This is a genomic window from Acidobacteriota bacterium (assembly GCA_035529075.1).
Lineage (GTDB): Bacteria > Zixibacteria > MSB-5A5 > GN15 > FEB-12 > DATKXK01.
Window position 1 is genome coordinate 16503 of the sequence record DATKXK010000010.1, and the last position, 13619, is coordinate 30121.

Genomic DNA, 13619 nt, shown 5'->3' on the forward strand with positions numbered 1-13619 from the left:
CGGCGTGAAGCCGGTCGACGCGTCGTCGGGCTGGAGACCGGATGGACGAGCTTAAGACGATTCTGCCGGTGCTGGCCGCTTACCTGCTGGGTGCCGTCCCGTTCGGGTTGATCGTTGCCCGGGTGTTCGGCGTATCGGACCTCCGATCTCGCGGGTCGGGCAATATCGGGGCCACCAACGTCTGGCGGGTCCTCGGCCCCGGAGCGGCGGTGTGGGTCTATGTTCTTGATATTGGCAAGGGAATAGCAGTGGTGCTGACCGCACGTCAGATCGACCAGGTGCTCCTGTCCCGTGATCTTTTTCTGATCTGCTGTGCCGTGGCCGCCATCATCGGGCACGTGTTCCCGGTGTACCTCGGGTTCAAGGGCGGCAAGGGAGTCAATACGGCACTTGGGGCCATGATCACCCTGCTGCCCGTGGAGGTCGTGATCTGCCTCGGACTGTTTGTGCTCGTGGTGCTGACTTCGCGCTACGTTTCCCTGGGATCATTGGCTGCCGGCGTGGCCCTGCCCGTTGTTCTGGCCGTCGAGAAAACGCTCGCGGGCCGAGGAATGGCCGACGTCTATCAATATGCCGCCGTGCTGGTGGCTATCCTGGTTGTCGTGACGCATCGTGGAAACATAAGGCGCCTTCTGTCCGGCACGGAAAACCGTTTTTCGTTTTCCTCCCGGGAAGGCGGGGCAGGTTCCCGTGGCCGGTAGAGTAGCCGTACTGGGCGCCGGTTGCTGGGGTATGGCCCTGGCGAATTTACTTGACTCCGGTGGCAATCAGGTCTGCCTGTGGGAATTCGATCCCGCAGAGTACGAGAAGCTGCTCAGACATCACGGCAACCCGGACCGGCTCAGAGACTTTCGGCTGCCTGAGACCGTGGACCTGACGAATGATGCCGCTTACGCGCTCGAGGCAGCCGAGTTTGTCATTCTGGCTACGCCCTCGCAGCACCTGCGCTCCGTGATCTCTCCTCTGGGCGACCGCCTGCGCAGGGCACGGGGAATCGTCAATGTCGCCAAAGGGATTGAAGCAGGCACCCTGACGAGAATGTCGCAGGTCGTTACTGATGAGTGCGACGTTGCCCCGGACAGGGTCGGGACGCTCTCGGGTCCGTCGCACGCCGAGGAAGTGATTCTCGACATGCCCACGACCGTCGTGGCGGCCTCGTCCTCTGAACCGCTTGCCTGTGAGACGCAGCGGCTTTTCTCGGTGGACAACTTTCGCGTGTATATCAGCCAGGACCTCGTCGGAGTCGAGTTGGGCGGATCCCTGAAGAATATCATTGCCATCGCGGCAGGCATTGCCGACGGTCTGGGGCTGGGCGACAACACCAAGGGCGCGCTGATAACCCGTGGGCTGGCCGAGATAACCCGGCTCGGCGTGGCTATGGGCGCTCAGGTGGAGACGTTTGCCGGGCTGTCCGGGATCGGTGATCTGGTGACCACCTGCATGTCCGGCCACAGCCGCAACCGTCTGGTCGGTGAACGGATCGGCCGCGGGCAGAGCCTTGAGCACATTCTGTCGGAACTGAAGATGGTAGCCGAGGGTGTTGAAACGACGCGTTCCGGACTCGAGCTGGCCCGCGGTCTGGATGTCGAGATGCCCATCACCAACGAGGTGTACCGGGTACTGTTCGAAGGGAAATCGGCTTCGGAGGCGGTTTCGGATCTTATGGGAAGAGAGCTGAAAGCGGAGATATGGCGATAAATCCATCGTGTCGTGAGAGGACAAACCGTGGCCAAGAGTAACACTATCGAGAGGAGATACTACTCCATAGGTGAAGTCTCGCGCATGACCGGTCTTCAGGCCTATGTGTTGCGGTACTGGGAGAAAGAGTTTGCGGTGCTCCGGCCGAAGAAGAACCGAGGTGGCAGCAGGCAGTATACGTCCAGGGACATCGAACTGGTCAACCGTATCAAGCACCTTCGTACCAACGAGAAGCTCACCATTGCCGGCGCTCGGAACAAACTGATGATGAGGAAGTCCGGTGAGAAAAGCGAGCAGGTGGCAAAGCGGGCCCGGGCCAAGACGTTGCTCGGTCAGATCAGGAAGGACGTGGAGGATCTGCTGAAATTTTTCCCTTGAGTTTCACGGCTTTTGGGCTAGATTGAAACTGGTTGGACCCTTTCTCAGGGTCATTCTCGGATGAGTCGGAGCGTAGCGCAGCCTGGTTAGCGCACTCGCTTGGGGTGCGAGAGGTCGGCCGTTCAAATCGGCTCGCTCCGACCATTTCTCCCCTTGGTCGCGCACCTGCGGGTCACTTTTTTTGCTGCATTTCTGGCCGGGGGCGCTGTTATGTTAGAGCGATGGGAGGCGCATCGTGACCGAGCATTACGTGATCGGTCTGGTTTTCATTGTCGTGTTCGGCATCGGGGCGCAGTGGCTGGCCTGGCGGCTGCATCTGCCGTCCATTCTACTGCTGCTCCTAGTCGGCCTTCTGGGAGGCCCGATCACCGGATTCCTCAAGCCTGACGAACTCTTCGGTGAGGTGCTCGTTCCCTTCGTGTCGGTCGCGGTGGCGGTTATTCTCTTTGAAGGTGGCCTGAGCCTGCGGCTCAGGGAACTGCGGCAGGTCGGGGGGCTGGTGCGGAATCTCATCACTATCGGCGTTCTGGTCACGTGGGGGCTTGGCGCTCTGGCCGCCCATCTTGTATTCGGCATGGGCGCGGCACCGGCCCTTCTGCTTGGCGCCATTCTGGTGGTCACCGGTCCCACGGTGATTATCCCGCTTCTCAGGCAGGTGCGCCCCGCTGGTCGCGTCGGCTCCGCGATCAAGTGGGAGGGAATAGTAAACGATCCGGTCGGTGCCATTCTCGCCGTTCTGACGTTCGAAGTCATTCTCCTTGGCGGCGCCCAGTCGGGCGCGTCGGTGGTCCTGGTCGGAGTGACCAAGGCCATTCTCGTGGGAGGCGGCATGGGTCTGGTGGGCGCAGCCGTGATGGTGCTCCTTCTCAAGAAGTATCTTATCCCGGATTTCCTTCACAGCCCGGTAGCTCTCATGATGGTTATCCTGGGTTATGCCGCTGCCAACGCCCTGCAGACCGAATCGGGCCTGCTCGCCGTAACCGTGATGGGCATTGCGCTGGCCAGCCAGAGGTATGTGTCCATCAAGCAGATACTGGAGTTCAAGGAAAACCTGAGGGTGATTCTGATTTCGGTACTGTTTATCATCCTGGCCGCCCGGCTGCCCGCCGGTGACGGCATCCTGACCGGGGCCGCCGGGTGGGTGTTTGTCCTCGTGCTGATTCTAATCGTTCGCCCCGCCGCCGTTCTTGCGGCCACGTTCAGGACGGCCCTGAAAAGATCTGAACGGTTTTTTCTGGCCTGGATGGCGCCCCGCGGGATTGTTGCGGCGGCGGTTTCCTCGGTCTTTGCCCTGCGTCTGGCAGAGCGTGACATTGCCGGATACGAGGCGCTGGTCCCGGTGACGTTTCAGGTCATCATCGGCACCGTTGCCGTATACGGCGTCAGCGCCTCCTTTGTGGCTCGTCGGCTCAAAGTGGCCAGGCCGAATCCCCAGGGAATCCTCATTGTCGGTGCCCACCTCTGGGCGCGCGCCATTGCCGAAACGCTGCAACGCGAGGGTCTTCAGGTCGTGCTGGTCGACTCCAACTGGAGCAACGTATCGGCCGCACGCAGCACCGGGCTGGCGGCAACGTATGGCAATATCCTGTCAGAAGACCTGGCCTACGACTTGCCCCTGGACGGGATCGGCCGTCTGATCGCCGTCACGCCCAATGATGAAGTCAACTCGCTGGCCGCTTTGCACTTCCTGGATGTATTCGGAAGCTCCGAGGTGTACCAACTGCCGCCGGCCGTCGCGGCCGGAAAATCAAAACAGCAACGGGTCTCACCCGACCTGCGCGGACGCTACTTGTTCAGCCGGGACGCCACTTTCCAGAACCTCAACTCGCGGTTTCGATCCGGCACGGTGGTCAAGAGGAATACGATCACCGAGGAGTTCAACATCGATCAGCTTCGTTCGCGATACGGCCAGACGGCTTTGCCGCTGTTCGTGATCACCGAGTCAGGCGGTCTGAGGGTAAGCACAGCCGACAGCCCGCTGTCAGCCCGGCCCGGACAGGTCCTGATCAGCCTGGTGGAAGAACGGGAATAGGGCGGCGGGAGAAGGAGTACTCAAGATTGCTCAAGTCAGCGTCCGCCGAGTGTTCGACCCTGGTCCTGGTCCCGGCCTTCAACGCGGCCGCGCACCTTCCCGAACTGCTTGAGCGCCTTCGGCGATACCTCTGCAACGAGCATCTTCTGGTGATCAACGACGGTTCCACGGATGCCTCGCTTGACATCCTGCGCCGGTATGAGGTCAACTATATCTCCTTCCCGCAGAACCGCGGCAAGGGAGCGGCGCTTGCGGCCGGATTCAGCTATGCCCTGCAGAAAGGATATCGTTCCGTTCTGACGATCGATGCCGACCTGCAGCACCTGCCGGAGGAAATCCCTCGCTTTTTCGCGCGGGACGACGGCAGGACTATTGTCGTGGGCACCCGGATCATATCCCCGGCCTCCATGCCTTTCGAGCGCTGGTTGACCAACTACCTGACGTCCCTGATTATCTCCATCTTTTCCACGCAGCGGGTCCGGGACAGCCAATCCGGATTCCGGCTTATCCCGGCCACGGTACTGCGCGCTTTCAGGCTCTCCACCGCCGACTATGATCTGGAATCTGAACTGCTCTTCAAGGCCGGCGGCCTGGGCCTGGTCATGGATGAGGTCGCGATATCAACCGTGTACAGCGGCACGCGTTCCTACATTGATCCCGTCACCGATACGCTGCGGTTCATTCGACAGATCTGGCGCCGCATCTGGATGTGAGCGGGTTGCGCTTGCTTTTCACTCCGCCGGCCGGTAAACTACCGCTTATGAAACTGGCTGAATTCTTCTCCAATTACTTTACCGTCCGCAAGGAACTGGTTGAGGCGGTGAAAGGATTGAGCCGGGAACAGCTTGACTGGTGCGCGCCCGGCCATCCGAACTCCATCGGGCACCTGCTTGCCCACGTTGCCGAGACCGAGTTCTGGTGGATTTCCATTGTGGCTGAAAAGAACGTGGCGCCGTCCCAGACCGATTTTCAACGGTTCGAAAACGACCTGACGGCGGATCGGATCTTCGCGTGGCTTGAGGAGCACTTTGCCGAAACCGGTTCGTTTCTCCGGAGAGAAGAGCTGGACGACTGGGACGGGGTTTTCTACTCGTTCGAGATCGACGGCAAGGAAGAGAAGGTGTCAAAACGCTGGCTGGTCTGGCACGTCGTGGAGCATCAGGCCAGGCATCGGGGGCAGATCTTTATGCTCATGCGCATGCAGGGGTTGGACGTTCCCAATGTATGACGGGAAGCTCATCCTGATCACGAACGATGACGGGTATTTCTCTGAGGGCATCAATGCCATGTTCCGGCAGCTTTCCCGGAAACACGACGTATGCATGGTTGCGCCGGACCGGGAGCAGTCGGCCAGTTCCCACTCGCTCACGCTGAACCGCCCGCTGCGCGTCCACAAAATCGACAAGCATCGATTTACGACGGATGGAACGCCCACGGACTGCGTGATGCTGGGCATTCACCTCATTTCCAAAAAGCGCCGGCCCGACATGATTATATCGGGAATCAACCACGGTGGCAATATGGGCGATGACATCACCTATTCCGGGACGGTGGCTGCCGCCATCGAGGGAGCCATCCTGCGGATTCCGTCGATGGCCGTATCCATGGCCGATTATAAGCCGGGCACGCCCATGCTGCGCGCGGCCCGGTTCGTGTCCAGGCTGCTCGACAGGTACGACGATCTTGCGCTCGCACCGTCGACCTTTCTCAATATCAACCTCCCGCTCGATCACGGCCGCCCCTATCGTGATTTCGAGTTCACCAGCCAGGGATTTCGCATGTACAAGGATATCGTGGTCCGCAAGACCGACCCCCGCGGTACGCCGTATTTCTGGATCGGCGGGCGACCCCGATGGAAAACCACCCGGGGCACGGATTTCGCCGCCGTGACAAAAGGGAAGGTATCTATCACGCCCATGACGCTGGCTTTTACGGACACGGAGTCTCTGGCGCGGCTCGGACAGACGAAACTCCGGATGTGAAGGCGGGATTGAGCGGCGATTCCCGAGGAGAATTCCCCCGGCGCCGTGCCGATAAACCTATTGACAACCTGTTGGAATCGCATATTTTACTGCGTGTAAGATCGGGGCGTGGCGCAGGTTGGTAGCGCGCTTGGTTCGGGACTAAGAGGTCGCTGGTTCAAATCCAGTCGCCCCGATTTTCATGTACTAATGTATCTTCGTAAACTGATTCCCAAGCTGATGCTTGACTTCAACCAACGGTAGCCAGGGGTTGTGTATGCCTGCAGAAAGAAAGCCCGTCATTGCCGTCATCGGAGCCAGCAAGTGTTCCAAGAAGCTCCGTGATATGGCAGCACTGGTCGGCCGCTACGTCGCCGAAAACGGGGGGGTGATCGTCTGTGGCGGAATGGGAGGTATTATGGAGGGAGCCGCCCGAGGGGCCAAAGAGGCCGGCGGCGTCACCATCGGTATCCTCCCGACAGACAACAAGGCCGACGCCAATGAGTTCATCGAGTACATCATTCCCACCGGGTTCGGTGATGCGAGAAACATCATGGTCGTCCGATCGGCCGATGCTGTGGTTGCCTTTCCCGGCAAGTACGGCACGCTTTCCGAAATGGCCTTTGCGCTGCTGGCGGGCAAACCCGTGATATCCGTGTCTGCCTGGAAACTCGGCGACGAGATCACGCACGTGGAAGACCCTATCGATGCCGCCGAGCTGGCGATGAAGTTGGCTCGCGGCTCCCAATGACGGCCGTCGGCGCTCATCTGCGGATAACCGGTGTCGTGCAGGGCGTCGGCTTTCGTTACACGTGCTATCGCCAGGCCAGGAACCTCAAACTCGTCGGATGGGTCAGGAACCGCCCTGACGGCTCGGTGGAGGTGCTGATCGAGGGTGACCGCTCGGCGGTCGAGTCCCTGATCAGCGAACTGAAAGTGGGGCCGTTCAGCGCCGTCGTCAGGGGAATGGACGTCTCCTGGCTGGAGGTCTCCGGCAAATACCCATCTTTTGACATCATGGGCTGATACATGGAAGAATTGAAGAAATACATCCGAAGCGTGCCGGATTTCCCCAAACCGGGCATCAACTTCTATGACATTACCAGCCTGCTTCAGGATCCGCACGGGTTTGACCTCGCGGTCTCGGCCATGGAGAAGTACGTTCGTGCCAGGAAGGCGGACAAGATCGTGGCCGTCGAGGCGCGCGGGTTCGTCTTCGGCGCCGTCCTGGCCGACCGTCTGCACCTGCCCCTTGTTCCGGCCCGCAAGCCCGGCAAGCTGCCGTACCGGACCGTGTCCCAGGAGTATTCCCTGGAATACGGTACCGGCATGGTTGAGATTCACGGTGACGCGGTCAGCAAGGGGGAGAGGGTGGTGGTGGTGGATGACCTGATCGCGACCGGCGGCACGCTGGCAGCGGTCTGCAAACTCGTCGAACGTCTGGGCGGCAAAGTGGTCGGTATCTCCAGTGTGATCGGCCTGACCTTTCTGCCGTTCGAGGCCCCCCTGGCCGGCTACGACGTCAACTACCTGATCTCGTACGATTCTGAATAGCTCCCCCTTGCGGCTGGTTCCCCCGCATAGTAGATTGGGGCACCGGGCTGGCTGGATATTCATTTGCTCAGCGCACCGGGGACGGCGTCACGATACGAGTGTGAGCCCCCGTAGCTCAGTAGGATAGAGCACTGGTTTCCTAAACCGGGTGTCGCAGGTTCGAATCCTGCCGGGGGTAGAATTAACATTGACCGCGATTGGCCAACCGGTCAACGGAAGAATGGGCGAGTGATAAGGGGGCGCGTTACCGCCACAAGTGGGGGTGTGTCTCTATGCGGGACGGGGTCCAGAAAGACGAAATGGAAAGGGCGGTTTGCGATTCCTTTCTCGGCTATTATAACGAGAAGCTCGGCCTCGATTTCAGAGTCAGCGAGCACCAGGACAAGCCTGACTTCCTGGTTCACTGCAACCGAACAGACGTAACACGGGGCCTTGAAATCACAATTGCGATGTTTCAGGACAGCGATTCATTAGCAGCGCGCCAATTGTTTGGACGATTGAATACCGTGATGCCTGATGGTGTGGCCGCTTCGGGAGACCGCAAACGTGCTGGTCCCTACATGGCTAAAACCGCCGACCTGACGAAGCACAATACCGGAGTACTGGCGCAGTTGGTAACCGAGCGCATCAGGGACAAGTGCGATAAGACTCAGGGGTATGACAGAACCCTGCCCCTTATCCTGGTCGTTGCGATTGGCGATAAGGTGCGCGGGCTAACGTCTATGCGTCGGTTGGTTGCTCCCGAAGTCCATGTGCCCAGACCGAATCCCTTTCGGCAGATATGGCTCTCGGTGTACTGCAGCCTTCGGGATGACAACGGGATTCTGTCACTCTACAGACAGGTGTAAGAGCCATAGGTCGCAGATTTGATACCCTGAGCTTCAACTGGCAGGTCTGTTCACCACCCGAATGGTGCTATACTGTGTCGTGCCCCTTGACGATTGCGCCTCTTCTGCGGCAGTTCACTCACCGGCCTGCGCGAGCCGCTGCCGGCCGGCCTCTCAACCTCTTGAAATCCGGCCAGTTAGGGCAGAGGAAAAACACCAAAAGGGATTGACAGCCGGGTTGTGCTTGTATATATTCTTTGCCTATTCTGACGGGTAACCCGTCTATATGTAGAAGAACATAAGTGCGTTGGTATGGTTAAGGAGTCGTCTCGATGAAAAGGTTGGTGGTTTCGGTTCTCGCGTTGCTTCTGGTTCTTGGCACGACCGGCTCGGCTCAAGAAGACAACCCCAGGGCAGAGTTCCTGAGGATATTTCCGCTTTCATTCCCCAGTGTGCTGGATCTGGCTGGCGGCGGGGCTCGTGCTCACGGTATGGGGAAAGCGTTTCTCGGGATCTCCGATGACATCTCGGCCGTGACGTGGAATCCTGCGGGTCTGTACGGTCAGGAGAAGGAGGGCCCGTCACTGGGGCTGGATTATAGTACGTTTACCCCAAAAGCGGAGTATAGTGTCTTCGACCAGAGTTCCTACAGGGATGCTGCTTTCAAAAACCTGGGCATGCTCAGTTTTCTCGCCCCGTTGCGCATAAAAGGCCACCCGTTTGTCGGCGGGGCCAGCTATACTCGGGCCGGTGACGAGTACATGAGTACTGAGGTAACGTTTGTCAATCCGGATTACTACTACGTTGACCGGCAGGGTCTGCTTCAGCCGGGCCTGGACCAGCAAAGCGCTGTTAACGATTACCGTTCCAGTCCGGACATGGTCAACATCGGCTTCGGTACGCGGCTTGCGAACACGTTGTCCTTCGGTGTTGCCGCAAATGTGTACACCGGTGAGAGCGCCGCGCGTCAGCACGTAATCCTCATTCAGGACGGGGTGGAACCCTCCTTCTTACAGCCGGTACGCGTGACGGAAGACCTTCTGGTTCTTGATACGGGCAAGTTCTCCGGTGTCAATTTCACTATCGGCCTGAAATATAGTGGTGAGAAAATATCTGCAGGCCTTGTGGTCAGGACGCCGTTCTCTCTCCAGGTGAAGACGAATCGGACGGTGTTTACAACGCTTCTCTTTAACGGCGATCCGAGGTTTGAGGGCACCAATGAAATCCACTTCGACAACATTGTTGCCAAGATGAAAATGCCGGTACAGTTCGGCGGCGGAGTTGCGTACCGGCCGATCGAGGGTCTGGTGGTGGCCACTGATGTCGAGTACCGGGGGTTCAGCGGAAAGATGATCGAGATAAGGGATTCTCTGCGGATCATCCCTGGGGAGAAGGACCAGGAGTTCTACTCCGAAATCGACCCGATGTGGCGAAATGTCCTGCTTGTCCGGGTCGGTGCCGAGTACCTTTGGAATACTGGCTCAAAGCTGTTTCCGGTCGTGCCTATCCGCGCCGGTTATGGACACGTGCAGATCCCTGATCCGGAGTTGGACATGTTTTTCGAGATCTCGACGGCTTCTCAAGGCAACTTCTCCGCCGGGTCGGGAATCCACTGGGGGCAGATCCATCTGGACGCCGCCTATACATATACCGCGCTTGACCGACATTACTGGTATTACGTAGACGTGCAGGCGATACCGTTTGAATTGAGTAACAGAAGTCATTCCTTTAACTTCACGTTTACCGGATTCTTCGATTAGGACGGGAGAACACGGAGAGTTCAATCGATTTCCACGGGCCGGCATTGCCTATGCCGGCCTTGTGCCTAAGTTGACGACAAATCGTACCGATACAGAAGTGGGAAGTTAGGTTGCCCGGGAGAGGCGAATGCGCGGCAGAATAAAGATCACCAAGCGGCAGATCAAGGAAGACAAGTTCACGACCTTCATGCTGACGGCCAAGGATCGAATTGTCGAAAGCTGGCAGTTTGTGGTCATCGGCGTCGTCGCCGTGGTGCTGGTGGCCGCGGCTGCATCGTATTACGCCAGTTCGCAGCGAGCGAAGACCGAGGATGCGGCCGTTCGCTTCGCCCGTGCGCTGCTTGACTACCGCAACGGGGATCACCAGATCGCCATCCTCGGACTCAATCAGATCATAGAAGAGTACAGTTCCGACGACGCGGCCGAGGAGGCGACATATCTGCTGGGGAAGATGAACCTGGTCAATCGCAACTATCCCGAGGCCGTGCGATACTTCGAGATGTACCTGTCCACCTACGAGGGCAATCTCCTCAACCGGGCGGCGTCCATGGCCGGCATCGCCACGTGCCTGGAGAACCAGGGTGAGTATCTGCAGGCTGCCGGGAGATTTGTGGAAGCGGCCAACGAGCACCCTGGCGGGCCCCTGGAAGGTGATTACGAACTCGCCGCCATGCGCAACTACCTCGAGGTCGGCGACACGACCAGTGCCAGAGAGCGGCTGGGCGTTATCGAAGAAAAATACAGCGGTACTGACTGGTCCATCCGCGGCTTGCGTCTGTTTTACGAAAAGGGACAGACGCAGTCCGGAACGTAGCGTATGACGTTACCGTGGCACAGCCACTTCCTCTAAAAGTTGCCATTCTTTGGCACATGCACCAACCCGATTATCGCGAGCCGAACTCCAAGCGGCTGGCGATGCCGTGGGTCCGCCTGCACGCCATTAAGGACTACCTTGACATGCCGCTGACCGCGGCGGCTCATGAATCGATCAAGGTAACCTTTAACCTTGTCCCTTCGTTGCTCGACCAGCTTCAACTGTATCTCGACGGCGGCACTGACCGGCATCTTGAACTGTCACGCCTGGACGCTCAGTCTCTCGATTCCGGGCTTCGCCTGGAAATCCTCGACACCTTCTTCATGGGCTACCCGAGTTCCCTGATAAAGCCGTATTCCCGGTACCTTCAGTTGCATACCAAGTGTGTTTCGGGCAGGGGCCGGCGGGACCGCCTGCCATCGCTTTTTTCGTCGGCTGAAATCCGGGACCTGCAGGTCTGGTCAAACCTGTCGTGGGTCGATCCCCTGTTCCGGGATCAGGAACCCGTCAAGACCCTCTATGCCAAAGAGAGACACTTCACCGAAGAGGATAAGCACGCCCTGCTGGACTGGCAGATGCAGTTGATTGGACGCATCGTCGGCGAGTACCGGCGGCTGGTCGACGAGGGAAGGATCGAGGTTTCTTTCACGCCGTACTATCATCCCATACTGCCGCTGCTGTGCGACACCAATCTGGCCCTGGAGGCGCTGCCCAGCCTGTCGCTGCCGAGCCGCCGCTTTGCCCATCCGGAGGACGCTCGCCTGCAGATCAGCATGGCCGCCGAAAAATACGAGACCCTCTTTGGCCGACCCCTGCGCGGCATGTGGCCCTCCGAAGGATCCGTCTCTGAAGAAGTTCTCGCCATGATGATTGAGCAGGGTATCCAGTGGAGCGCCAGCGACCAGGAAATTCTCTTCCATTCCCTTGTCAAGTCAGGCGAGGATCGCCAGACTCACCCCCTTCACACCGTGTACGAATACGGGCCGGGCCTGAAATTGCTGTTCAGGGATCACGCCCTGTCCGATCGCATAGGTTTTGTGTACTCGGGCTGGCCGGCCGATCGTGCGGTCTTTGATTTCATCAGCCATCTCAAGAGCATCCGCGAGAGGCTTCGTGACCGGCTTGATCGCACGGTGGTGCCCGTCATCCTTGACGGCGAAAACGCCTGGGAGTATTTCCCCCGCGACGGTGCTGATTTTCTCAATCGCCTGTATCGCGAACTGGCCACCGATCCCGAGATAGAGACGGTAACCTTTTCCGAGGCGGCTCAACAGATTCCGGCCCAGCCGTTGTCCGCCGTTTACGCCGGCTCGTGGATCAACCACAATTTCCGCATCTGGATCGGACACGAAGAGGACAACGCCGCGTGGGACCTGCTCGGCAGGACTCGCGATGCCGTGGTTCGGTTCGAGCAGGAACATCCCGGCTTTGACCCCGGGAAGCTGAAACACGTGTGGAACCAGATTTACATCGCCGAGGGTTCGGACTGGTGCTGGTGGTACGGCGATGAGCATCGCGGCGCGTACAACGAGCAGTTCGACAGCATCTTCCGCCGCCACCTTACGGCCGTCTATGAAGAACTTGGCCTTGAAATTCCGGTTGACCTGCTTCGGCCCATCCACGGCGGCGGGGCCACGTCTTACACCGTGCTGCCGGAGGATATTCTGACGGCCCAGATTGACGGCCGCGTCAGCCATTTCTACGAGTGGACCGGCTCCGGGTATTTTGACTGCGTCAAGGCCGGCGGAGCCATGCATCGGACGGCCCGCTATATCACCGGTATCCACTTCGCCTACGACCACAATCGCTTCTACATTCGGCTTGACTTCCACAATAGAAAGGCCATAGACTTATTGTCGAAGGCCAGGTTTGTCGTCGCTCTGTTTACGCCCTCGCCCCGGGTGCTGGAACTGGCACGATCAGAAAGCGGCTTTAGTGGCGAAGTGCCCGGAAGTCACGAGTTTGCGCTGGACGAGATTCTTGAGTTGGCGGTCGAGCGACGGTTTATCTGGCCGGAAGAATTCGGCCCGCTCGGGTTCACCGTCACCCTCTATGACGGGGAGGACAAACTGGAAAGCTGGCCGGAACACGACCCGATTCAGTTGACCGTGCACGAGAAAAACAAAGAGATGTTCTGGCCGACCTGAGCGCGGAACACCCAGGCTTGGAGGACACATGAGCGATTCGTTTTTTGACAATCAGTCCGACGAAAAGCCGTCAGGAAAGGTCCCGCCGCTGAACGATGAACCGGGCGGCGAACAGGAAAACCAGGAGCGGGGCGCTGAGCAATTCGGTACCGAGGAGGGGCGGCTGGCTGCCGTCATGTCGTATATCCCGTTTCTCTGCTTCGTGCCGCTGCTGAAAATGAAAGAGAACAAGGAAGCCCGCTTCCACGCCCGCCAGGGAGTCATGCTCTTCCTTATCGAGCTTATTGCCGCGCTGTTCCTTATCGACAAGGTCTCCAACTTCGTCTTCACCGCCGTTCTGCTTGTCGCGGCAGCTTTATCGGTAGCCGGGATTGTCTTTGCCCTGCAGGGAAGGAACTACCGTCTGCCGATCATCAGCGATCTGGCCGACCGGACGAACCTGTAGCCG

At 58.9% G+C, this 13619-nt stretch carries 15 protein-coding genes and 3 tRNA genes; all 18 read left to right on the forward strand.

Annotation, left to right across the window (positions count from 1 at the left end):
• Nucleotides 1-41: 41 nt before the first annotated feature.
• The 18 genes from plsY to VMY05_03340 all read left to right on the forward strand — a co-directional run bounded on the left by plsY (nt 42) and on the right by VMY05_03340 (nt 13616).
• Nucleotides 42-701: a glycerol-3-phosphate 1-O-acyltransferase PlsY gene (plsY, locus tag VMY05_03255; GenBank protein ID HUV30098.1), complete on the forward strand. Its 660-nt coding sequence runs from the start codon at nt 42-44 to the stop codon at nt 699-701.
• Entirely contained in the window at nt 691-1698 is a 1008-nt protein-coding gene (locus VMY05_03260) for an NAD(P)H-dependent glycerol-3-phosphate dehydrogenase (protein ID HUV30099.1), read from the forward strand. The genes plsY and VMY05_03260 overlap by 11 nt, the downstream gene beginning before the upstream one ends.
• Before the next feature lie 27 nt (nt 1699-1725).
• Nucleotides 1726-2076, forward strand: a complete 351-nt coding sequence (locus VMY05_03265) for a MerR family transcriptional regulator (protein HUV30100.1) — start codon at nt 1726-1728, stop codon at nt 2074-2076.
• 66 nt (nt 2077-2142) lie between these two features.
• Nucleotides 2143-2220, forward strand: a tRNA-Pro gene (locus VMY05_03270).
• A gap of 91 nt (nt 2221-2311) precedes the next feature.
• Nucleotides 2312-4108 (forward strand): cation:proton antiporter, encoded by a 1797-nt coding sequence (locus VMY05_03275; GenBank protein HUV30101.1) that lies wholly within the window; start codon nt 2312-2314, stop codon nt 4106-4108.
• Nucleotides 4109-4134: 26 nt separating this feature from the next.
• A complete protein-coding gene (locus tag VMY05_03280; GenBank protein HUV30102.1) occupies nt 4135-4821 on the forward strand; it encodes a glycosyltransferase family 2 protein in 687 nt (228 codons plus the stop codon).
• A gap of 47 nt (nt 4822-4868) precedes the next feature.
• Nucleotides 4869-5336, forward strand: a complete 468-nt coding sequence (locus tag VMY05_03285; protein HUV30103.1) for a DinB family protein — start codon at nt 4869-4871, stop codon at nt 5334-5336.
• Complete coding sequence (surE, locus tag VMY05_03290; protein HUV30104.1) at nt 5329-6090, forward strand: 5'/3'-nucleotidase SurE; 762 nt, start codon at nt 5329-5331, stop codon at nt 6088-6090. The genes VMY05_03285 and surE overlap by 8 nt, the downstream gene beginning before the upstream one ends.
• 102 nt (nt 6091-6192) lie before the next feature.
• Nucleotides 6193-6266, forward strand: a tRNA-Pro gene (locus VMY05_03295).
• 80 nt (nt 6267-6346) lie between these two features.
• Nucleotides 6347-6820, forward strand: coding sequence for a TIGR00725 family protein (locus VMY05_03300; GenBank protein HUV30105.1), 474 nt, complete (start codon nt 6347-6349; stop codon nt 6818-6820).
• Nucleotides 6817-7095, forward strand: coding sequence for an acylphosphatase (locus VMY05_03305; GenBank protein ID HUV30106.1), 279 nt, complete (start codon nt 6817-6819; stop codon nt 7093-7095). The genes VMY05_03300 and VMY05_03305 overlap by 4 nt, the downstream gene beginning before the upstream one ends.
• A 3-nt stretch (nt 7096-7098) precedes the next feature.
• A complete protein-coding gene (locus tag VMY05_03310) occupies nt 7099-7623 on the forward strand; it encodes an adenine phosphoribosyltransferase (protein HUV30107.1) in 525 nt (174 codons plus the stop codon).
• A 104-nt stretch (nt 7624-7727) separates the two neighbouring features.
• A tRNA-Arg gene (locus tag VMY05_03315) sits at nt 7728-7801 on the forward strand.
• 121 nt (nt 7802-7922) lie between these two features.
• Nucleotides 7923-8471 carry a hypothetical protein gene (locus VMY05_03320; GenBank protein HUV30108.1) on the forward strand — a complete coding sequence of 183 codons (549 nt, stop codon included), beginning with the start codon at nt 7923-7925 and terminating at the stop codon, nt 8469-8471.
• 311 nt (nt 8472-8782) lie between these two features.
• Nucleotides 8783-10210, forward strand: a complete 1428-nt coding sequence (locus VMY05_03325) for a hypothetical protein (protein HUV30109.1) — start codon at nt 8783-8785, stop codon at nt 10208-10210.
• Between the two features lie 127 nt (nt 10211-10337).
• Nucleotides 10338-11024 carry a tetratricopeptide repeat protein gene (locus VMY05_03330; GenBank protein ID HUV30110.1) on the forward strand — a complete coding sequence of 229 codons (687 nt, stop codon included), beginning with the start codon at nt 10338-10340 and terminating at the stop codon, nt 11022-11024.
• 14 nt (nt 11025-11038) lie between these two features.
• A complete protein-coding gene (locus VMY05_03335) occupies nt 11039-13171 on the forward strand; it encodes a glycoside hydrolase family 57 protein (GenBank protein HUV30111.1) in 2133 nt (710 codons plus the stop codon).
• Nucleotides 13172-13199: 28 nt separating this feature from the next.
• Nucleotides 13200-13616 carry a hypothetical protein gene (locus VMY05_03340; GenBank protein HUV30112.1) on the forward strand — a complete coding sequence of 139 codons (417 nt, stop codon included), beginning with the start codon at nt 13200-13202 and terminating at the stop codon, nt 13614-13616.
• Nucleotides 13617-13619 lie beyond the last annotated feature (3 nt).

Coding starts and splice junctions, on each gene's coding strand:
- plsY (HUV30098.1), top strand. CDS start 42: ATGGACGAGCTTAAGACGATTCTGCCGGTGCTGGCCGCTTACCTGCTG.
- VMY05_03325 (HUV30109.1), top strand. CDS start 8,783: ATGAAAAGGTTGGTGGTTTCGGTTCTCGCGTTGCTTCTGGTTCTTGGC.
- VMY05_03285 (HUV30103.1), top strand. CDS start 4,869: ATGAAACTGGCTGAATTCTTCTCCAATTACTTTACCGTCCGCAAGGAA.
- VMY05_03300 (HUV30105.1), top strand. CDS start 6,347: ATGCCTGCAGAAAGAAAGCCCGTCATTGCCGTCATCGGAGCCAGCAAG.
- surE (HUV30104.1), top strand. CDS start 5,329: ATGTATGACGGGAAGCTCATCCTGATCACGAACGATGACGGGTATTTC.
- VMY05_03320 (HUV30108.1), top strand. CDS start 7,923: ATGGAAAGGGCGGTTTGCGATTCCTTTCTCGGCTATTATAACGAGAAG.
- VMY05_03310 (HUV30107.1), top strand. CDS start 7,099: ATGGAAGAATTGAAGAAATACATCCGAAGCGTGCCGGATTTCCCCAAA.
- VMY05_03305 (HUV30106.1), top strand. CDS start 6,817: ATGACGGCCGTCGGCGCTCATCTGCGGATAACCGGTGTCGTGCAGGGC.
- VMY05_03340 (HUV30112.1), top strand. CDS start 13,200: ATGAGCGATTCGTTTTTTGACAATCAGTCCGACGAAAAGCCGTCAGGA.
- VMY05_03330 (HUV30110.1), top strand. CDS start 10,338: ATGCGCGGCAGAATAAAGATCACCAAGCGGCAGATCAAGGAAGACAAG.